This window comes from Stenotrophomonas sp. PS02289 (assembly GCF_029960115.1).
GTDB lineage: Bacteria > Pseudomonadota > Gammaproteobacteria > Xanthomonadales > Xanthomonadaceae > Stenotrophomonas.
This window is the reverse complement of sequence record NZ_JASCOZ010000083.1, coordinates 1-19,179: the sequence shown is the minus strand read 5'-3', so window position 1 is coordinate 19,179 and position 19,179 is coordinate 1. Positions and strand designations below refer to the sequence as shown.

At 65.4% G+C, this 19,179-nt stretch carries 14 protein-coding genes and 1 riboswitch; of the genes, 5 read left to right on the top strand and 9 right to left on the bottom strand.

Going from position 1 to position 19,179, the window contains the following annotated elements:
* Positions 1 to 500 precede the first annotated feature (500 nt).
* Together QMX83_RS12775 and QMX83_RS12770 are read right to left on the bottom strand one after the other, a co-directional pair.
* On the bottom strand, positions 501 to 2,978 hold the full coding sequence (locus tag QMX83_RS12775; protein ID WP_282297017.1) for an acyl-CoA dehydrogenase: 2,478 nt from the start codon (positions 2,976 to 2,978) through the stop codon (positions 501 to 503).
* Entirely contained in the window at positions 2,975 to 3,895 is a 921-nt protein-coding gene (locus QMX83_RS12770) for an alpha/beta hydrolase (RefSeq protein WP_282297016.1), read from the bottom strand. Before QMX83_RS12770 ends, QMX83_RS12775 begins: the two co-directional genes overlap by 4 nt.
* A gap of 119 nt (positions 3,896 to 4,014) precedes the next feature.
* On the opposite strand from QMX83_RS12770, the gene QMX83_RS12765 reads away from it, so the two are divergent.
* Positions 4,015 to 4,617, top strand: coding sequence for a TetR/AcrR family transcriptional regulator (locus QMX83_RS12765; RefSeq protein ID WP_125357883.1), 603 nt, complete (start codon positions 4,015 to 4,017; stop codon positions 4,615 to 4,617).
* Between the two features lie 140 nt (positions 4,618 to 4,757).
* On the opposite strand, the gene QMX83_RS12760 is transcribed toward QMX83_RS12765, so the two are convergent.
* From QMX83_RS12760 to QMX83_RS12750, 3 genes are all read right to left on the bottom strand, one after another.
* Positions 4,758 to 7,655, bottom strand: coding sequence for a TonB-dependent receptor (locus tag QMX83_RS12760; protein WP_282297015.1), 2,898 nt, complete (start codon positions 7,653 to 7,655; stop codon positions 4,758 to 4,760).
* Positions 7,656 to 7,998: 343 nt separating this feature from the next.
* Positions 7,999 to 8,823 (bottom strand): hypothetical protein, encoded by an 825-nt coding sequence (locus tag QMX83_RS12755; RefSeq protein ID WP_282297019.1) that lies wholly within the window; start codon positions 8,821 to 8,823, stop codon positions 7,999 to 8,001.
* 166 nt (positions 8,824 to 8,989) lie between these two features.
* Complete coding sequence (locus QMX83_RS12750) at positions 8,990 to 9,886, bottom strand: Hsp33 family molecular chaperone HslO (RefSeq protein WP_282297014.1); 897 nt, start codon at positions 9,884 to 9,886, stop codon at positions 8,990 to 8,992.
* Between the two features lie 79 nt (positions 9,887 to 9,965).
* Between QMX83_RS12750 and mtgA the strand changes: the two genes are divergently transcribed.
* The 3 genes from mtgA to QMX83_RS12735 are packed head-to-tail and all read left to right on the top strand — an operon-like array spanning position 9,966 to position 12,165.
* Positions 9,966 to 10,715, top strand: a complete 750-nt coding sequence (mtgA, locus tag QMX83_RS12745; protein ID WP_282297013.1) for a monofunctional biosynthetic peptidoglycan transglycosylase — start codon at positions 9,966 to 9,968, stop codon at positions 10,713 to 10,715.
* 39 nt (positions 10,716 to 10,754) lie between these two features.
* Complete coding sequence (locus tag QMX83_RS12740; protein ID WP_282297012.1) at positions 10,755 to 11,774, top strand: glycosyltransferase family 2 protein; 1,020 nt, start codon at positions 10,755 to 10,757, stop codon at positions 11,772 to 11,774.
* The gene (locus tag QMX83_RS12735; RefSeq protein WP_282297011.1) at positions 11,734 to 12,165 is read left to right on the top strand and encodes a CBS domain-containing protein; all 432 of its coding nucleotides are present in this window, start codon (positions 11,734 to 11,736) and stop codon (positions 12,163 to 12,165) included. Before QMX83_RS12740 ends, QMX83_RS12735 begins: the two co-directional genes overlap by 41 nt.
* Positions 12,166 to 12,239: 74 nt before the next feature.
* Here the strand turns inward: QMX83_RS12735 and QMX83_RS12730 are convergent, their stop codons facing one another.
* The 4 genes from QMX83_RS12730 to QMX83_RS12715 form a co-directional block, all read right to left on the bottom strand.
* On the bottom strand, positions 12,240 to 14,126 hold the full coding sequence (locus QMX83_RS12730; RefSeq protein WP_282297018.1) for an AsmA family protein: 1,887 nt from the start codon (positions 14,124 to 14,126) through the stop codon (positions 12,240 to 12,242).
* Positions 14,127 to 14,477: 351 nt separating this feature from the next.
* Positions 14,478 to 15,110 carry a hemolysin III family protein gene (locus tag QMX83_RS12725; RefSeq protein ID WP_282297010.1) on the bottom strand — a complete coding sequence of 211 codons (633 nt, stop codon included), beginning with the start codon at positions 15,108 to 15,110 and terminating at the stop codon, positions 14,478 to 14,480.
* Positions 15,111 to 15,169: 59 nt separating this feature from the next.
* Positions 15,170 to 16,774 (bottom strand): peptide chain release factor 3, encoded by a 1,605-nt coding sequence (locus QMX83_RS12720; protein ID WP_282297009.1) that lies wholly within the window; start codon positions 16,772 to 16,774, stop codon positions 15,170 to 15,172.
* 62 nt (positions 16,775 to 16,836) lie between these two features.
* Positions 16,837 to 17,715, bottom strand: a complete 879-nt coding sequence (locus tag QMX83_RS12715; RefSeq protein WP_282297008.1) for a M23 family metallopeptidase — start codon at positions 17,713 to 17,715, stop codon at positions 16,837 to 16,839.
* 144 nt (positions 17,716 to 17,859) lie between these two features.
* Positions 17,860 to 17,980, top strand: a riboswitch (SAM riboswitch).
* Positions 17,981 to 18,058: 78 nt separating this feature from the next.
* Here QMX83_RS12715 and QMX83_RS12710 point away from each other — a divergent pair.
* A complete protein-coding gene (locus QMX83_RS12710) occupies positions 18,059 to 19,087 on the top strand; it encodes a homoserine O-succinyltransferase (RefSeq protein WP_282297007.1) in 1,029 nt (342 codons plus the stop codon).
* Positions 19,088 to 19,179: the final 92 nt, after the last annotated feature.

The window sequence follows — 19,179 nt, the reverse complement described above, 5'->3', positions numbered from 1 at the left end:
GGTTTGCGGGACACGCCGTGAATCCGTCCATGGAGGCTCGTCAAAAACGTCCATGTTTTTGACGGTCCCGCAAACCCACCCCGGCACGCCCCAGACAGTTGGCCGGTGGCCACAGGAAACGCTGAATCAACGGCGACGTTGGTCCGGGGTCCTGCGTTACCGGATGTTGGGCCTTTCACTGCAGTCGACCAACGGTCGACTCTACCGGGGATACGTGCTTTTGATCTTCGATGGCCACCGACGCACTGTCGATGGCGGTTCGGGGTGGGCTGGAGGGGGCATGAGCCGCATGGATGCGGCGACTGAGCTTACATGGACGTACTTGCAGCGTCCCCCGGAACGCCCATCCCGATCCGCCAACCCAGAGAAACCGTGACCACCGGCTGTTCGCCCAAAACCAACACCAGCCGGGCAGAGCCCGGCTCTACGCGGTCCCGGTAATTGCACAAAAAAAACGGCGGACCGAAGTCCGCCGTTCTCCAAGAACCCTCAACCGCGCATCACGCTGCCTGCGACTGCGGGTCCTTGCCCTGGCGGTCGTAGTAGGTGGCTGCGCGCAGCTCGTGCGGATCGAAGTCGTCGACCGTGATCGTGTCCAGGGTCAGCGTGCGCAGTTCTTCCAGCAGCGTGCGCTCGTCCTGGGTGATCACACCTTCGGCCACGGCTTCGTCCAGCTGCGAGGCAAAGTCCAGGGCTTCGATGCCCTTGGTCTTCAGCGCCTTGAGGAACTTGCGCTCCACCGGCTCAGCCATGATCGCCTTGGCCAGGTAGCTGTTGATGCGGCCACCCGGGTTGTTCTCGCACGGGGTCAGGAACACGCCGCTGGCCAGACGTTCGCGGGCTTCGTTCGGAGCCATCAGCAGTGCGGCCACGCGGCGGCTCAGACGGTCGCCCGGAGCTTCGGCGCGGCGGCCGAACGGGAAGATCAGTGCCCACATCAGCCAGCCGATCGGACGGATCGGGAAGTTGCGCAATGCTGCCGACAGCGACTCTTCGATCTTGTGCACGCTGTCATGGAAGGCCCACGCCAGCAGCGGCTGATCGGCGGTCGGCGCGCCTTCGTCGTGATAGCGCTTGAGCATCGCGCTGGTCATATAGACATGACTCAGAACGTCGCCCAGGCGGCCGGACAGCGATTCCTTGAACTTCAGCTTGCCGCCCAGCGTCATCATCGAGATGTCCGCCATCAGGGCCAGGTTGGCCGAGTAACGGTCCAGCTTGCGGAAGTAGCGGCGGGTGTACGCATCGCCCGGAGCGGCACCGAAGCGTGCACCGGTCAGGCCGAACCAGAACGAACGCACCGCGTTGGAAATACCGAAGCGGATGTGCCCGAACAGGCTGCGGTCGAAGGCCTGCAGACCGGCACGGGTGTCCGGATCCTGCGCGGCCTTCATTTCCTGCAGCACCCACGGGTGGCAGAGGATCGCGCCCTGGCCGAAGATCAGCAGGCTGCGGGTCATGATGTTCGCGCCCTCCACGGTGATCGCGATCGGAGCGGCCTGCCAGCTGCGGCCCGCGAAGTTGCGCGGCCCCAGAATGATGCCCTTGCCGCCGATCACATCCATCACGTCCGAGATCACTTCACGGCTCATGTTGGTGCAGTGGTACTTGGCAATCGCCGACGGCACCGACGGCACGTCGCCGCGGTCCACCGCCGCAGCGGTGGCCTGCGACAGCGCGCTGATCTTGTACGCCTTGCCACCAATGCGGGCCAGGGCCTCTTCCACGCCCTCGAAGCGGCCGACCGACAGGCCGAACTGCTTGCGGATGCGCGCATAGGCACCGGTCACCACTGCGCCGGCCTTGGCACCGCCGCTGGCGGTGGAGGGCAGGGTGATCGAGCGACCCACGGCCAGGCACTCGTTGAGCATGTTCCAGCCCTTGCCGGCCATCTCCGCGCCGCCGATCAGCTGGGTCAGCGGAATGAAGATGTCCTTGCCGCGGATCGGGCCGTTCTGGAAGGTCGAGTTCAGCGGGAAGTGGCGACGGCCGATTTCCACGCCTGCGGTGTCACGCGGCAGCAGGCCCAGGGTGATGCCGATGTCGCGGGTCTCGCCGATCAGACCGTCCGGGTCGTACATGCGGAAGGCCATGCCGATCAGGGTCGCGACCGGGGCCAGGGTGATGTAGCGCTTGTCGAAGGTCAGCTTGACGCCCAGCACCTGCTCTCCGTTCCACTCGCCCTTGCAGACGATGCCGTAGTCGGGAATCGAGGTCGCGTCGGAGCCGGCAAACGGGCCGGTCAGGCCGAAGCAGGGCACTTCGCGGCCGTCTGCCAGGCGCGGCAGATACAGGTCCTTCTGCGCCTGGGTACCGTAGTGCACCAGCAGTTCGCCCGGGCCCAGCGAGTTGGGCACGCCGACGGTGGAGCTGACCACGCTGGAGACCGAGGCCAGCTTCTGGATCACCTTGTGGTGGGCCAGCGCGCTGAAGCCCAGGCCGCCGTATTCCTTCGGAATGATCATGCCGAAGAATTTGTTCTTCTTGATGTAGCTCCACAGCTCCGGCGGCAGGTCAGCGTGGACGTGGGTGATTTCCCAGTCGTTGACCATCCTGCACAGTTCTTCCACCGGGCCATCCAGGAAGGCCTGTTCCTCAGCGGTGAGCTGCGGCTTGGGGTAGTTGAGCAGCTTGTTCCAGTCCGGGTCACCGGTGAACAGCTCGCCCTCGAAGCCGACCGAGCCGGTTTCCAGCGCGATGCGCTCGGTCTGCGACAGCGGCGGCAGCACCTTGCGGAACACCTTCATCATCGGTCCGGTCAGCAGCGGCTTGCGGATGAAGGGCAGCAGCAGCGGGACCGCGATGACGGCGACAAGGGCCGCCGCGACGATGGTCGCGGTCTGGTTGACGTAGGGAATGAACCAGCAGGCCGCCAGCAGCGCTAGGCTGATGAGCGTCCAGGTGATCAGGCGCATCCGGTGGTAGGCGACGAATGCGCCGGCCAGCAGAATGGCGAGGAAGGGAATGACAAAGCTCATGAGCGTGCTCCGGTGACGTGCTCGGTTGCGGCGGACAGTGCGACGGCGGAGGCCGAGGGCAACACGTCCAGATAGTCCAACACAGTAGCGGTAAAGGCGTTGTTGTCATCACCGGCGACCATGTGGGTGGCCTCCGGCAGCTGCACGTGCCGTGCATGTGGCACCAAGGCCAGGAATTCGGCCACCGTTTGCGGGGTGACCAGGTTGCTGCGCCCGCCGCTGACCAGCAGCACCGGGCATTTCACCTGACGCGCCGCTTCGGCCAGCGCGTCCTGGTGCTGTTCGCTGTCGCGCGCCAGTTCGGCGACCAGACGCGGGTCCCAATGCCAGCGCCAGCGGCCGTGGCCGTCGTCGCGCAGCAGGGCGCGCAGCGCGTCGTCGGACTTGCGTGGGCGGTGCGGCATGTACGCGGAAATGACGTCGGCGGCCTGCGACAGCGACGCAAAGCCGTCCGGGTGCGCGGTCATGAAGGCCAGAATGCGTTCTACCCCGGCAGTGTCCCAGCGGGGAGTGATGTCCACCAGCACCATCGCCGAGAACAGCCCGGGCCAGCGCGCTTCGGCGAGCAGACCAAACAGGCCGCCCATCGAGGCGGCGACCAGGATCGGCGGCTGCGGCTGCTCACCTGCCAGTACGATCAGGTCGTCGGCGAACTGTTCGCCGTGGTAGGGCAGGTCAACGGGATTCCAGTCCGAGTCACCGTGGCCGCGGGCATCGTAGGCCAGGGTCTGATAGCCGGCCACTGCCAGCGACTGCGCGGTGGCGGTCCAGGCGTGCCGGGTCTGGCCGAAGCCGTGCGCGAACAACACCGTGCCACGGCGTCCGGCCTCCGAGCGGCTGACCGCCAGGACGCTGTCGTGCGCGGCGGTGACGCGCGCATCGGTGAAGTCAGTCGAGAGAGGGGCGGGCGTTACCATACTCGCTAGTATGGACCTGCTGTCGGGCAAGTCAATACCTTGCGGTATGGTTGGCCCGGAGGCCCGCGCCATCAGCCTTTCCACACAAACCGACCTCGGCGTATGGTTAAATCATCAGCATGAATGAACCTGAAGCTTCCGCCGGCGAGCCCCGTGCCGGCCGCAACAGCCGCCTGAGTGCGGAGGACTGGGCCCAGGCGGCTCTGGATCTGATCGCTGAACAAGGCGTGGGCGCGGTGGCGGTCGAGCCGCTGGCGCGGCGTCTGGGGGTCACCAAGGGCAGTTTCTACTGGCACTTCCCGTCGCGCGACGCGCTGCTGCAGGCCGCGCTGGAGCGCTGGGAGCTGTTCGAGCAGGAGCAGGTGTTCGGCAGCCTCGAAGATGTGCCCGATCCGCGTGCACGCCTGCGCCAGCTGTTCCAGGTCGTGGCGCACGAAGTGCAGCCGCACATCATCTACAGCGAACTGCTCAAGGCGCTGGACCATCCGATGGTGCGTCCGGTGATCGACCGTGTCTCGCACCGTCGTCTGGAGTACCTGGTGGCCTCGTTCCGCCAGGCCGGGCTGAGCCGCACCGATGCGCAGCACCGTGCGCGACTGGCGTATGCCGCCTACGTCGGTTTCCTGCAGCTGTCGCTGCAGCTGCAGCAGCCCAAGCAGGCCCGTGAGGACTTCGAGGCCTATGTGGAGCATGTGATCGAGACGCTGATTCCGATCGGGTGAGCGCACAGCAAGGTCAGCGAAAAGGCCGCGGCAACGCGGCCTTTTTGCGTCCGCGCGTTGGACCTGCATTGCGATGAGGCACAAAAAACAACGGCCCCTTGCGGGGCCGTTGCTGCATCAGGTGCTGATCAGAGAATCGATCAGAACTTCTGCTTGTACTGCATGTAGATGAAGCGACCGATGTCGTAGCCGCCGTAGTACGAGTACTGCGAGTTCGGGGCCGAGTACATCTGCGGACCGTAGTGGTCGAACACGTTACGTGCGCCGACAGCGACGGTGGCATTCCACGGGGCGTTCCAGGAGAACTGGACGTCGTGGAAGGTGGTGGAGCCGCGTTCGTTCATCGGACCATTGCGGGCCGGATCCGGCGACTGGTAGTCCGGCAGGGTGCACTCGTCCGGAATGAAGTAGCAGTCTTCCTTCACGCCGGAGAAGTAACGGGTACCCCAGGTGATGCCGAAGTCGCCCATCTCCCAACCGACGGTCAGGTTCGAACGCAGGCGGAAGTTGCTCTCGAAGCCGTTGTAGATCTGCAGCGGTGCGGTTTCGTCGTTGGTCGTCTTGAGGACGTTCTTGGTGACGTAGGTGTTCTGCAGATTGAAGGTGAAGTTACCAGCGGCGTCGGTGTTGTAGCGGTAGGCGACGTCGAAGTCGAAACCTTCGGTCTCGATGAAACCGGCGTTGCGGCTGCCGAAGGTCATCGAGTTGACATAGCCCAGGGTCGCATCACGGGTGAAGGTGGTGCAACGCTCGGCCACGCCCAGCGCGTAGCAGTCGTTCAGCTGGTCGTCCGGGGTGTCAGCAACGATGGTGTTCTCGATCTTGATGTTGAACCAGTCCAGGCTGAGGTTCAGCCCCTCGGCGAAGGTCGGGCTCCACACCAGGCCCACGGTCTTCGACTTGGAGGTTTCCGGGGTCAGATCCGGGTTCGAGCCGGAGGTGAACGGAACCGGGCTCTGCTGGTCACGTCCGTCAGCCGGGACAAAGCCCTGTTCCAGCTGGCGGAAGGTGGGTGCCAGGGCACCCAGGGCAGCAGCACAACGAGCTGCGGTTGCAGAATCAGTTGCGGCCAGGCCGAAGGAGGTGTCACAGGGGTCGGTGAACCGCTCGAAGGTCTGCGAGCTGCCGCCGTACAGGTCGCCGATGGTCGGCGCGCGGAAGCCTTCAGCGTAGGTGGCACGGACCAGCAGCTGGTCGATCGGACGCCACTTCAGGCCAAACTTGCTGTTGACGGTGTCACCGAAGGTGCTGAAGTCGGAGTAGCGGGTGGCCGCGCTCAGGCTCAGTTCCTTGGCGCCCGGCAGGTCAGCCAGGATCGGCACGTTCAGTTCCAGATAGAACTCGTTGACGTCGTAGATGCCCGAGGTCGGGCCCGCGGCGAGGTCGGTGGAGTAACCGGTCTGCGACAGCGCGTCCGGATTGAACTCGCCCTTTTCTTCGCGGTACTCGTAACCGAATGCGAAGCCCAGGTCGCCGGCCGGCAGGGTGAACAGGCTACCCGCGAGGTTGGCGTAGTACGACGTCATCGTCGTTTCGCCGGTGGCGTGGGTGGTCGGGAACAGGAACTGCTGCAGATCGCTGTTGCCGGTCAGGCCACCGTCGCCGGTACGGCCGAACGGAATCAGCGGGTTCCACGGCACGCAGCCGCCGGCACCCGGGCCGTAGACCGGATTGGTGCCATCGATCAGGCCCTGGGCCGAGCCACATTCCACGCGACCGGTGGCGTCGTTGTAGAACGACTCGCCGGTGGCGGCGTTGGCGGCCAGCACGTTGTAGTTGCCGGTCTGGCGTTGCAGGTTCTCGGAGTTCTGGTACAGGTAGCCGACTTCCCAGTCGAAGTACTTGTCATTGAACTGGAACGAACCCTGCAGCCCGCCGCTGAAGCGGAACGTGGTGAGCTGGTTGGTCGAGACGCGCGGCACTTCCCAGCCACGACGGACATAGTTCATGTCTTCGCCGAAGGGGTTGTAGTAGCTGTCGGCCGACCAGATCGAACCGAGGTCGCCATAGGCGGCAGACTGCAGCGGGTAGCCGGCGACCTGCGCCTGCGACTCACGGCGGGTGTACATCAGGTCACCGCTGAAGCGCACGTTGTCGGTGATGTCGTACTGCACGTTGGTGAACAGGCTGCGACGCTCGGTCGGCGTGATCAGCTGCATCTGCTGGTTTGAGTTGCTGACGTCGCCGGTGATCGGCGTCCCATCCAGCACGTGGTAGTTGGCCGCGTTGTACGGATCCGCACCGCGGTTCAGCACCAGCTGCGGGCCACCGCTAGTACGCTGCGCCGAACCCCACTGGCTGACCGTGGTCCAGCCGCGATCCGGGTGGAAGGCGGTCTGCGAGGACTCGGAGAACCAGCGGTCCTTGGCCCACACTTCCTCTTCGTTGGCGTACTCGGCACCGATGGTGATCGAGCCGCGGTCGCCGGTGAAGCCGGCCACGAAGTCGAAGCTCTGCTTCTCGCCGTCGCCTTCGCTGTACTGGCCGGTGTAGACGTTGGCTTCCATGCCTTCGAAGTTCTTGCGGGTGATGATGTTCACCACGCCGGCCATCGCGTCGGAGCCGTAGATCGAGGAGGCACCGTCCTTCAGCACGTCGATGCGCTCGACGACCACCGACGGAATCTGCGAGACGTCCTGGTAGCCGCTGGTGCTGCTGCCCAGACGCTTGCCGTCAACCAGGATCAGGGTACGCTGGGCACCGAGGTTGCGCAGGTCGATGTAGAAGCCGCCGACGTTTTCGCCGGAGGACAGCGGCTCGGAACGGCTGATGGCCGGGGAGCCGGCAGCCGAGATGTTCTGCAGCACGTCGGCGACCGTCTTGAAGCCGCTCTTCTCGATCGAGGCGCGGCTGATGCTCAGCACCGGCTGTGCGGTTTCGGTGTCAACCTGGCGGATGCGCGAACCGGTGACCGAGATGCGGTCCAGGTCGGTCGTGGTGCCGGTGGTTTCCTGGGCATAGGCAGTGCCGCCGGTGGCTGCGCTGGCAACCAGTGCAACGATCACTGCGTCACGCAGCTTGTTGGACTTAAAGTTCATTGCTCTCTCTCTCCAAGGGAATCTTGGGTATTCACTGGGGTGTTTGCCTGGAGGCGATGCCAAACGGAGCACCAAAGACCACAAGGCTGACTCGATACTAACTCCCGTTTCGCAAGAATTAAAGTAGCGTTAATGAAGTCTGTGATCTGTGTGAAATTCGGCAAAGTCCTTGTGGATCAAGGCATTCGGAGAGCGGAAAGGCGAGTTGTTAAAAATTCGTTCAAAAAATAGTTTCAGCTGATTTGTCACGCTTTGTATCAATCCGGGCGCGGCACGGGCCCGGCACAAACAAAAAGGCGCGCCAATGGCGCGCCTTTTTTGTGCGGATCCCGGTGTGTAGCGGCTACAGGTCCTGCTCGTAGCGGACGTAGGGCACGGTGCCCTCGTCATTGCTCTCGTTGCGCGGGGCAAACGGGTTCTTGCCACGGGTGATCACATTCTCTGCGCCGACCGTGAGCTGGCCGCTCCACGGGGTGCGCCAGGTCAGGCCCAGACCCAGGCCTTCCCACTTGCCGGGCTGACCGGGGACGTCGACCACGCGGCCGATGATGTTGCCGCTGAAATTGCCGTAGCCGGCACCGAGCGTGAGGCTCTTGCTGTCCCAGCGGTCAACCAGTGCGGGGGAGACGTCCGACAGGGGAACCAGTCGTGCCTTGGCATAGGTGCCGCCAATGGAGACGAAGCCTTCGCGGCCGATGTTCTTCTGGCCGAACACGGTCAGGTCGTTCTGTTCGGCGCGCAGCGCCGGTGACTTGTTCGGGCCGGCCAGCCAGGCCGGCAGGGTGTCGCGGCCGGTGCCGGCGGTAATGCCGAGGCGTCCGCCCGGACGATTGAATGCGGCCGTGCCGGTGACCCGGCGGCTCAACGGGCTGTCGTCGTCATCGCCCAGGCTGGCCAGCATGCAATGGCTGGCCAGGCTGCTCATGCTGGCACCGCCACTGCTGCTGCAGAGCAGGCCCAGCGAGTCGCCCGAGGAGAGGCCAAAGGCGGCATCCAGCGAGCTGCGGCCGAAATGCCAGCGCGCCCCGGCGGCCTGTTCGCCGGTGGGTTCCAGGTACAGCAGGGCTTCCACCTTGCCGCTGCCCTTGTTCCACACCGGCAGCACGGTGCTGTCTGCACGTGCCTTGCTCTGCGCATACGCGCCCGGGATCGCGGCAAAGGCGATCATCAGGGCCAGCGGTAGACGCAGGAGGGCACGCATGGGACTTCTCAGACAGCAGGGGTGAGCACAAGTTCCCGCCGAAGCAGGAACTCGATCCTAGGGTGTTTATGATTTCTTAACAAGTGTTGGTTGACAAGTCTTGGTTCTCCCCAGAACAAAACTCGTGCGGCGATTACTGAAGCCGTTCAGGAGCCGGGGAGGCAACCCCGGCGTCGTGGAACATTATGTCCAAGTCCGTCAACGAAAAGTGATACTCCCGTCCGCAAAATTCGCATCGGACCTCCACTGCGCCGGTCGGCTCGGCGGCGGCCCGGGCCTCTTCCTCGCCCAGCGACTCCAGCATGCCGGCCACCCGCTCGCGGGAGCACGAGCAGGCAAAGCGCAACGGGCGCTCACCCATCAGTTCCGGGCTTTCCTCATGGAACAGGCGATGCAGCAGGGTCTGCGCCGGGGTCTCCAGCAGTTCCTGCTTGCCCAGCGTTTCAAACAGGGCGCTGGCACGGTCCCAGCCGTCGGCATCGCCTTCGTCGCCAGGCAGCTTCTGCAGCAGCAGGCCGGCGGCATGGGAGCCGTTGGCGGCGAGCAGCAGGCGCGTGGGCAGCTGTTCGGACTGGCGGAAGTAGTCTTCGAAGGCCTCGTCCAGCGCGGCCGCGTCCAGTCCGACCAGACTCTGGTAACGCTGCGGTTCGCGCGGGTCCAGGCCGGGGTTCTCGATGGTGATGGCCAGCAGTGCGTCCCCGCCCAGTGCGGTCAGGTCACGCGAGACATCGCCGCCGCCCTCGGCCAGCTGCACCACGCCGCGCAGGGTGCCGGCCGCGGTGCATTCGGCGAACAGGGTGCGCAGCGCCGTGCTGCTGCGCAACTGGATGGACAGCCGTCCGTCCACTTTGGTGTGGCCGGTGAACAGGGCCGCGGCAACGCTCGCCTCGCCGAGCAGCTCGGTGGCGGCCGGCGGGTAGCTGGCCGGAGCCAGGATGTCCTGCCAGGTCGCGTCCAGGTGCACGTGCACGCCACGCACGCCGGCGTCGGGAAGCAGGAAACGAGTGAGGGAGTCGGTCTGGGCGGTCATCGGGTCCGGGCGCTTAAATAAAGGAGGCATGTTGCCGGATAATGCGCCGACAACCGTGCAAGTAGAGGATGCACCAGTAATGGGGGCAGAGCGTAGCAACCACAAGGCCGGATCCGGCCTCGAATCCCCGCGGCCGCGCCGCTGGCGCTGGAAGATGCTGCTCTGGCTGCCGGTGCTGTTCGTGGTCGGCAGTGTGCTGCAGGTCGTGGTGCTGCGGTTCGTGGACCCGCCGTTGTCCACGGTGATGCTGTGGCGCTACGGCGAGGCGCTGGGGCAGGGCGACTGGGACTATCGGCTGCACTACCAGTGGCGCGATCTTGAGCAGATGGCCCCCAGCCTGCCCATCTCGCTGGTCGCGGCCGAAGATCAGCGGTTTCCGCAGCACAATGGTTTCGACCTGAAAGCCATCGAGAAGGCGCGTGACCACAATGCACGCGGTGGCCGGCTGCGCGGAGCCAGCACGATCAGCCAGCAGGTCGCCAAGAATCTGTTCCTGTGGCAGGGACGCAGCTGGGTGCGCAAGGGCCTGGAGGTCTGGTACACCCTGCTGATCGAGACCCTGTGGCCGAAATCGCGGATCCTGGAGATGTACGCCAACATCGCCGAGTTCGGTGATGGCATCTATGGGGCGCAGGCGGCCGCGCGCCAGTACTGGAAAAAGGACGCCGCGCGCCTGAGTCCCGGCGAGAGTGCGCGACTGGCAGCGGTCCTTCCCGCGCCACGCCGCTACAACGCGGCACAACCCGGGCCGTACGTGCAGCGTCGTGCCGCCTGGATCCAGCGCCAGGCGCGGCAGTTGGGTGGGGCGGGCTACCTGGGCGAGGACTGACGGTTCATGCATGTGACGGCGTGACGTTACAATCAGCACATGTCAGCCCAACGCCTAACCCTGGTCATCGCCGCCCACAACGAAGCAGAGGCATTGCCGCTGCTGCACCCGCGACTGCGCGCGGTCCTCGATGGCCTGGATGGCATCGCCGGCCATGTGCTGTATGTGGACGACGGCAGCAGCGATGACACCTGGGGCGTGATGCAGGCGTTGGCCGCACAGGACCCTTCGGTGGGCACGCTGCGGCTGTCGCGCAACTTCGGCAAGGAGGCCGCGCTGACGGCCGGGCTGGACTTTGTCGACGACGGCGCTGTCATGCTGCTGGATGCCGACGGGCAGGACCCGCCGGAGTTGATCCCTGAGTTCGTGGCGCTGTGGCGCGAGGGCTACGACAACATCTACGGCACCCGCCTGGTGCGCGACGGCGAGAGCTGGCTCAAGCGCAGTACCGCGGCCGCGTTCTATCGTGTGATCGGACGCCTGTCCAAGACGCCCATTCCCGCGGACACCGGCGATTTCCGGTTGTTGTCGCCGCGCGCGCTGCAGGCCCTGGGTCAGCTGCGTGAACGTCACCGGTTCATGAAAGGTCTGTTTGGCTGGGTCGGCTTCCGCCGCAAGGCGTTGCCCTATCACCGCGACCCGCGGATGGTGGGCAGCAGCAAGTTCGGCTTCTGGAAGCTGTGGAACTTCGCGCTGGAAGGCATCACCAGCTTCTCCACCGTGCCGTTGCGGGCGGCGACCTACCTGGGGCTGGCGACGGCGAGCTTCGCCTTCGTGTTCGGCATGTGGGTGATCGCCAAGGCGGCGCTGTACGGCGACCGGGTGGCCGGCTACCCGACGATGATGTCGGTGATCCTGTTCCTGGGCGGTGTGCAGTTGATCGCGCTGGGGCTGATCGGCGAGTACCTGGGGCGCCTGTACGAGGAATCCAAGCAGCGCCCGCTTTACCTGATTGACGCCTGGCATGCACCGACCGTGGCAGACTCGGGGCGGTATCCCACCGCTGGAGGGCAGTCAGATGACCACCGTACGGCAGCTGTTGGAAGGCAAGTCTCCTGAGGTATTCGAGGTCCGCCCTGATGCGGCGGTGATCGACGCAATCCGGCTGATGGCTGAAAAAGGCATCGGCGCGGTGCTGGTGATGGACCAGGGCCACCTGGTCGGCATCCTGTCCGAGCGCGACTACGCACGCAAGATCGTCCTGCACGAACGCTCCTCGCGGACCACCCAGGTGCGCGACATCATGACCGCCCAGGTGATTACCGTTGCCCCGGCACAGCAGGTGGAGCATTGCCTGCAACTGGTGACCGAGCACCGCATCCGTCACCTGCCCGTGGTGGACGAAAGTGGTGTGATCGGCGTGATCTCCATTGGCGACCTGGTCAAGTCGGTGATTGATGACCAGGCCCAGAAGCTGGATCAGCTGCAGCAGTACATCGTCGCCGGCTGATCGCGCCATTTCGTAGAGCCGGCCTTGCCCGGCTGCTGTTTGATCGCACGTGTGCAGCCACGCAGGGCGTGGCTCTACCTGGCGTAACGGCCGCCGCAGTTGGTGTCTTTGCCCGGACCCGTTTCAAGGGTGGCCAGCAGCGCTGCGGGCGGAGTGATGCTGGCCAGGGTCAGTGCGATCGCACCGCGCACGCCCAGCGCCTTGAAGTCCGGGCGGAACGAGGGATCCTTGAACGTGCCGCCGATGCGCAGCGGCGAGCGCAGCGCCAGGATGCTGATGTCTTTCGGGCGCGGTCGCAGCAGCAGGTCCAGCTGTTCCTGTTTCAGGTCCACCGTGCCTTCGCCGAGGATCAAGGTGTCCTCGGTGTCGAATGCCAGCGCCTTGGAACTCATCACCCCGCGCGCCACCCCGAAGTCGCCCCAGGCACAGCGCAGGGGGATCTGCCGGTCGCCGGTAAAGAGGAACTTCAGCGATTCGGCCACATCCAGCCCTGCCAGTTCCATGATCAGATTGCCGATATGCCCGCGGCCCATGCCCACCGCCACCGCACCGTCGGAACTGCCCAGCATCGCAGCCACCGAATTGCCCTGGCCGCGCAGGTCGATATCGCCGCTGATGCCGCCGGAAGCCTGTTCGGCCAGCTTGGCGTCCGGAAACAGCTTGCCCAGCTGCACCTTGCGGATGCTGGCCTGAAGGCGGGTGTCGATGGTGTCCTTGCGCGCGTCCAGGCGGATGTTGCTGCGGATGTCACCGCCGGCCACGCCGAAGTTCAGCGGTTGCAGCTGGAGCAGGCCCGCTTCGAGGGTCAGATGCGCGTCCATGTCGTCCAGCGGCAGCGACGGCGCATTGATGCGTTGTGCCTTCCAGCGCACGTCGGCGTCCATCGCGCGCAGTTTGCTCAGGTTGTACGGCGTATCGGGCAGCACCTTGGCGCTGGCCTTCAGCGCGGCCGCTTCGGCCTTCTGTTCGGCATTCGCCGATTCGCCGCCACCGGTTTTCGGCGGCGCGCCGACGAAGCCCGCCAGATCATCGAAGTCCAGCCGTTTGGAGACCAGATCCGCCTTCAGGAACGGACGCTCGCGGCCGACCTCAATCTGCGCCGTACCGCCGAGGTCGCTGTCACCTGCCGTGCCAGTGAAATTTTCATAGCGCCACACGTCGTTGTTGCGCTTGAGCCGGCCCTTGAGCCGGTAGGGCGGGGTGGAGGGAATGGCCAGGCCGATCAGCGGGTACAGATCTTCCATGTCCTGGCCACTGAGCATGAAGTCCAGGTCGAACGTGCGCAGGGCGAACGGGTTGGTCAGCGTGCCGCTCGCGATCGCGTGGGTTGCACCGGCGCGCCCGTCCAGATGGATCCGGAACGGGTGGTCACTGTTGGTCAGTTCCAGCGGCGACTCGGTGTTGCCATCCAGGGTGAATGAATTGCCCTGCCAGCGTCCTTTGCCCTTGACCAGCAGCGGCGGTGCGCTGTCTGCGTTCTTGGGCTTGCCGCTGTTCAAGGACACCAGGATGTCGGTCTTCCCGGCCGCGTCCAGAAACTGCAGCCGGCCGTCGTCGATCAGCAGGCGCTGCAGCACCGGCGGCTCGCCGTCGCTGGGGCCCAGGAAATCCCAATTGCCGGGCTGGTCCTTCTGCGGTGCGGTCTCCAACAACAGATCCGGTCGAACCATGCGGATCTCCGGAATCAACACCTGGCCGCGCAGCAGCGGCCAGAATCGAACGTCGATCTCAGCCCGGTCCGCACTGGCCATCTTCGGTTGTTTCGACCACTCCGCATTGGCAAACGTCAGGCCATCGCCCCGCACCGTCACCACGCGGCCCAGGTCCACATCCAGATTGCCGTTGATATGGAACGCCCGCCCGGTCTTGGCCTGCACCGCCCGCTCCACCGGCCCTTTGAACCAGTTCCAGTCCCACAGCGCGATCACCAGCAGTATCAGTGCAAGCAGAAACACCAGCACCGCCAACCAACGTTGCCCGCGCTTACCAGGACGACGCCACGGCCAACGCGAGCGGGAAGACGCAACCTGAGCGGATTCAGTATTCACGCCCGCATGGTTGCCCGCCCCCCGTGCACAAGACGCGAAGCAAAGGTAACCGCCATGTCAGGAGCACAGCCAACGCCATCGTCCTGTGCACGTAACAATTCGTAGGTACCACGCCTTGCGTGGTACCCCCGCGCAGCGCGGCACAAGCGTCCGAAGACCCCATCCACGGCATTGCGACTAACCGACCAACGTTTAGCAGTGGCCGAAGACGTGTGTCAGGCGTTCATGACGCCCGAACGAAGAGCAGCCACGCAGGGCGTGGCTCTACAGGACCTGTGCCGTCACCGCCACGAAGTGGCAGACGCTCCCGCCTATAACAAACAAATGCCAAATAGCATGCGAGTACGGAATCGACTCACGGTGATAGAAGTACGTGCCCAACGTGTACGACAGCCCGCCGGCAAACAGCCAGCCCAGCGTCCAGCCGTCAATCGAGGCCCACATCGGCTTGATCGCCACGATCACCAGCCAGCCCATCGCGATGTAGATCGCCGTGGACAACAGCTTGAAGCGACCGGTGTAGAACAGCTTGAAGATCACCCCGAACACCGCCAGTGCCCAGATCGCGGTGAACAGACCCCAGCCCCACGGCCCCCGCAACCCGATCAGGGTGAACGGGGTATAGGTGCCGGCAATCAGCAGGTAGATCGCGCAGTGGTCAAAGACCTTCAGCCGGCCTTTGGCGATCGGATGCTGGATCGCGTGGTACAGCGTGGACGCGGTGTACAGCAGCAGTAGCGCAATGCCGAAGACAATGGCGCTGGCGAGCTGCCAGCCGTCGCCGTAGATGGCGGCCAGGGTGATCAGTACCGCGCTGCCTGCAAGGGCAGCCACAGCGCCCAGACCGTGGGTCAGGGCGCTGGCGATCTCTTCACGGACGGAAGCAACAGTAGTCATGTGCGATGCGATCCGCGGGGAGGGGGATCCCGCTCCCCCCTATCATCGCATGGCCGTGCTCAGCCGACTGAAATGCTGTGCGCGGCCTCGCGGGTGGCGGCAAAACGCACGTCCGGCGCGCGTTCCTGGGCCAGCTGCAGGTTGACCCGGGTGGGAGCCAGATAGACCAGGTGGCCGGCCGCGTCGATGCCCAGGTTGTTGGCGTTCTTCTCGCGGAACTCTTCGAGCTTCTTCTCGTTGTCGCAGGTCACCCAGCGTGCGGTGGTCACGCTGACCGGCTCGAAGGTCGCTTCCACGCCGTACTCGTCCTTGAGCCGGTAGGCGGCCACGTCGAACTGCAGCACACCGACCGCGCCCAGAATGAGGTCGTTGCTCATCAGCGGGCGGAAGAACTGGGTCGCGCCTTCCTCGGACAGCTGGGCCAGGCCCTTCTGCAGCTGCTTGAGCTTGAGCGGATCGCGCAGGCGGGCGCGGCGGAACAATTCCGGGGCGAAGTTGGGAATGCCGGTGAAGCTGACCGCTTCGCCTTCGGTGAAGGTATCGCCGATGGAAATGGTGCCGTGGTTGTGAATGCCGATCACGTCGCCCGGCCAGGCTTCGGCCGCGATTTCACGGTCACTGGCCATGAAGGTCAGCGCGTTGGCCAGCTTCATGTCCTTGCCGGTGCGCACGTGGAAGGTCTTCATGCCGGCGCTGAAACGACCCGAGCACACCCGCATGAACGCCACACGGTCGCGGTGCTGCGGGTCCATGTTGGCCTGGATCTTGAACACGAAGCCGGTGAGCTTGTTTTCCTGGGGGGCGATTTCGCGGCCGGTGGTGGCGCGCGCCTGCGGAGCGGGGGCGTGCTCAACGAAGAAGTCCAGCAGCGGCTGCACGCCGAAGTTGTTCACGCCCGAGCCGAAGAACACCGGGGTCTGCTTGCCGGCGCGGTAGGCATCAAGGTCGAACGCATGGCTGGCACCCTGCACCAGGTCCAGCTCATCGCGCAGCTCGGCCAGCATCTGCTCACCGATCTTCTCGGCCAGGCCCGGCGCGTCGATGGACGGGAAGATGGTCGAGTCCTGGCGGGTGAAGTTGCGGCCCTGCTCGTACAGGTGCACTTCGCCGCTGATCAGGTGGACCACACCCTTCAGGCGCTGGCCCATGCCGATCGGCCAGGTCACCGGCGCGCACTGGATGCCGAGCACGCTCTCGACCTCGTCCAGCAGGTCGATGGGTTCCTTGCCTTCGCGGTCGAGCTTGTTGATGAAGGTCATGATCGGCGTGTCGCGCAGGCGGCACACCTCCATCAGCTTGATGGTGCGTTCTTCCACGCCCTTGGCCACGTCGATGACCATCAAGGCCGAGTCCACCGCGGTCAACACGCGGTAGGTGTCCTCGCCGAAGTCGGCGTGACCCGGGGTGTCGAGCAGATTGACGATCTTGCCTTCGTACGGGAACTGCATCACCGAGGAGGTGACGGAGATGCCGCGCTCTTTTTCCAGCGCCATCCAGTCGGAGGTGGCGTGGCGCGCGGCCTTGCGGCCCTTGACCGAACCGGCCATCTGGATCGCGCCCCCGAACAGCAGCAGCTTTTCGGTCAGCGTGGTCTTGCCGGCGTCAGGGTGGGAAATGATGGCGAAGGTGCGGCGGCGCGCAGCTTCGGTGGCAACTTCGGACATGGCGTGGCGCGCCCGCCCGGGGCGCTCTTCAGAGAGATAAGCGCCCGATTATACCTGAGCGCTCAAGGGCTTGCGGCAGGGCCGGTGGCGTTGCCTTCACGCGCGAAGTGGAGCTCGCCGCGGTCGCTGACGATGCGCACCGGGATCGAGCGCAACTGCATGCCGGTATTGGCCTGGACCACGAAGTGCAGGTGCGGGGCGGTGCTGTAGCCGGTATTGCCTGAAACCCCGATGCGCTGGCCGGCTTCGACCTGCTGGCCGCTGCGCACCAGCACCCCGTTGGCCCGCAGATGGGCATAGACCGCCATGCTGCCGTCGTCGTGCAGGATCCGGATGAAGTTGGCGCGTTCGCGGTCCCGGACCGGGTCGGTGCCATTTTCGGTGTAGTTGCCCTGGACCTGCATCACCTTGCCTCGGCGCGCGGCCAGCACCGGCGTGCCTTCGGGCAGGGCGAAGTCGATGGCGTCTCGGTTCTCGGCGTCGGTGTGGCTGTAGCGGCCCTGTGGGGCCTGGGTGACCTGGAAGCGGGTGGCGATGAAGGGCAGCTGGTAGGCCACGTCCTGGGGGCGGGCGGCCGGGTCGCCGGGAATGGCTTCCAGCCGTACCTGCAGCTGCTGGGGTTGCGCCGGCAGCGGCAGCCGGGCCACGACCACCGTGGCGGTGGACTGCAGCACGGTCTGCACCGGCAGGCCGGGCACCAGCGCATGGCCGACATCCTGGCTCAGGGTGATCTGCACCGGGCCGGACAGCTGGTTCTGCACGCGCGCCTGCCAGCCGTCGCCGTTCTGTTCCAGGTTCACTGTCGCGATGCCGCCGGCGGCCTGCCGGGGGCCCTGCTCAGGTCCCTGGACCAGCCCCCAACCTGAACGCCAGTCCGCCGGAGCGGCGGCGTTGGACAGCAACGGGCAAACCAGCAGCGGCAACAGCAGGGTCCAGCGCATGAGCGATCTTCCGGTGAGTTGCGCGGGACTCTACGCAAGCCGGCCATTTCTTGAAAGAGGGGCGCTCCGGCTGATGACAAAAAAATATATCGCTTCATCGGGATGGAGGGATTGACATGCCCCGGAAGGGCTGGCATCGTGGCTCCACCATCGAGACCGGCAGAGGGACAGGCCCTTTGAAGCCGGGGCAGCCCGCAGCGTGCGCAAGCACCCTGCGTAGGTGCCAAATCCTGCGGGGACCGTGGCGTCCACCGAAAGATGGTTCGAACCGTGCACCGTACGTGCGCTTCGAACGCGAGCTCCGCGAAAGCTCGATGGCCGTTTTCCTCTCCGGGATACCGCCATGACCTTCGCCACCGCCACCGCCGTCTCTGAAACCTTCGTTCCGCTCAGCGTGCCCGTCGATGCCGGGCGCAGTGCCGTGCGCGGCGAGTTCCCTGCGGTGCTGACGCTGCGTCACGCCGGCGCACGTCCGGTCCGGCTGCGCTATGAACTGGTCGGTCGCGCCGACGCGCCGGTGGTGGTGCTGGCCGGCGGCATTTCCGCGCACCGGCACGTCGCCGCCAATGCCGAGTTCGCCGAGAAAGGCTGGGCCGAGGGACTGGTCGCTGCGGGGCGCACGTTGGATCCGGCGTCGCTGCGGATCCTGGCGTTCGACTTCGTGGGCGCGGATGGTGCGTTGGACGTGCCGATCGACACCGCCGACCAGGCCGATGCGCTGGCCCTGCTGCTCGACCACTTGGGCATTGAGCGGCTGCTGGGATTCGTCGGTTACTCCTACGGCGCACTAGTGGGGCAGCAGTTTGCGATCCGCCATCGCACGCGGGTGCTGAAGCTGGTGGCCGTGAGCGGCGCACATCGCCCGCATCCCTATGCAGCGGCCTGGCGCGCGCTGCAGCGTCGCGCGGTGGCTCTGGGCCAGCTGCAGTGCGCGGAAAGCCACGGGCTCAGCCTCGCGCGCCAGTTCGCGATGCTCAGCTATCGCACGCCGGAAGAATTCGCTGAACGCTTCGACGCCGCACCTGAAGTCGTCAACGGCCGGGTCCGCGTCGCCGCCGAAGATTACCTGGACGCAGCGGGTGCGCAGTACGTCGGGCGCACCCCGGTGGACGCCTACCTGCGCCTTTCCGAATCCATCGACCTGCACCGTGTCGACCCCGCTGCGATCAGCGTGCCCACGGTGGTGGTCGCGGTGGAAGGGGACCGCCTGGTGCCGCTCGCCGACCTGGTCGGTCTGGTCGAAGGGCTGGGGCCGTTCGGCAGCCTGCGCGTCCTGCGCTCGCCTTACGGCCACGACGCCTTCCTGAAAGAAACCGATCGCATCGACGCGATCCTCGCCAACGCATTTCGCACCCCGGGAGAAAACGCATGAGCCTGTCCGCCGGTTCCGAACCGAACTGTAGCCGTGTCACCGCCGCCGTTCGCGCGGGTATCGACCGCGATACCGCGCACGGTGCGGTGACG

Excerpts from the sequence above, each read along its gene's own strand:
- QMX83_RS12775 (WP_282297017.1), bottom strand. The coding sequence starts at position 2,978 with ATGAGCTTTGTCATTCCCTTCCTCGCCATTCTGCTGGCCGGCGCATTC.
- QMX83_RS12770 (WP_282297016.1), bottom strand. The coding sequence starts at position 3,895 with ATGGTAACGCCCGCCCCTCTCTCGACTGACTTCACCGATGCGCGCGTC.
- QMX83_RS12765 (WP_125357883.1), top strand. The coding sequence starts at position 4,015 with ATGAATGAACCTGAAGCTTCCGCCGGCGAGCCCCGTGCCGGCCGCAAC.
- QMX83_RS12760 (WP_282297015.1), bottom strand. The coding sequence starts at position 7,655 with ATGAACTTTAAGTCCAACAAGCTGCGTGACGCAGTGATCGTTGCACTG.
- QMX83_RS12755 (WP_282297019.1), bottom strand. The coding sequence starts at position 8,823 with ATGATCGCCTTTGCCGCGATCCCGGGCGCGTATGCGCAGAGCAAGGCA.
- QMX83_RS12750 (WP_282297014.1), bottom strand. The coding sequence starts at position 9,886 with ATGACCGCCCAGACCGACTCCCTCACTCGTTTCCTGCTTCCCGACGCC.
- mtgA (WP_282297013.1), top strand. The coding sequence starts at position 9,966 with ATGGGGGCAGAGCGTAGCAACCACAAGGCCGGATCCGGCCTCGAATCC.
- QMX83_RS12740 (WP_282297012.1), top strand. The coding sequence starts at position 10,755 with ATGTCAGCCCAACGCCTAACCCTGGTCATCGCCGCCCACAACGAAGCA.
- QMX83_RS12735 (WP_282297011.1), top strand. The coding sequence starts at position 11,734 with ATGACCACCGTACGGCAGCTGTTGGAAGGCAAGTCTCCTGAGGTATTC.
- QMX83_RS12725 (WP_282297010.1), bottom strand. The coding sequence starts at position 15,110 with ATGACTACTGTTGCTTCCGTCCGTGAAGAGATCGCCAGCGCCCTGACC.
- QMX83_RS12720 (WP_282297009.1), bottom strand. The coding sequence starts at position 16,774 with ATGTCCGAAGTTGCCACCGAAGCTGCGCGCCGCCGCACCTTCGCCATC.
- QMX83_RS12715 (WP_282297008.1), bottom strand. The coding sequence starts at position 17,715 with ATGCGCTGGACCCTGCTGTTGCCGCTGCTGGTTTGCCCGTTGCTGTCC.
- QMX83_RS12710 (WP_282297007.1), top strand. The coding sequence starts at position 18,059 with ATGACCTTCGCCACCGCCACCGCCGTCTCTGAAACCTTCGTTCCGCTC.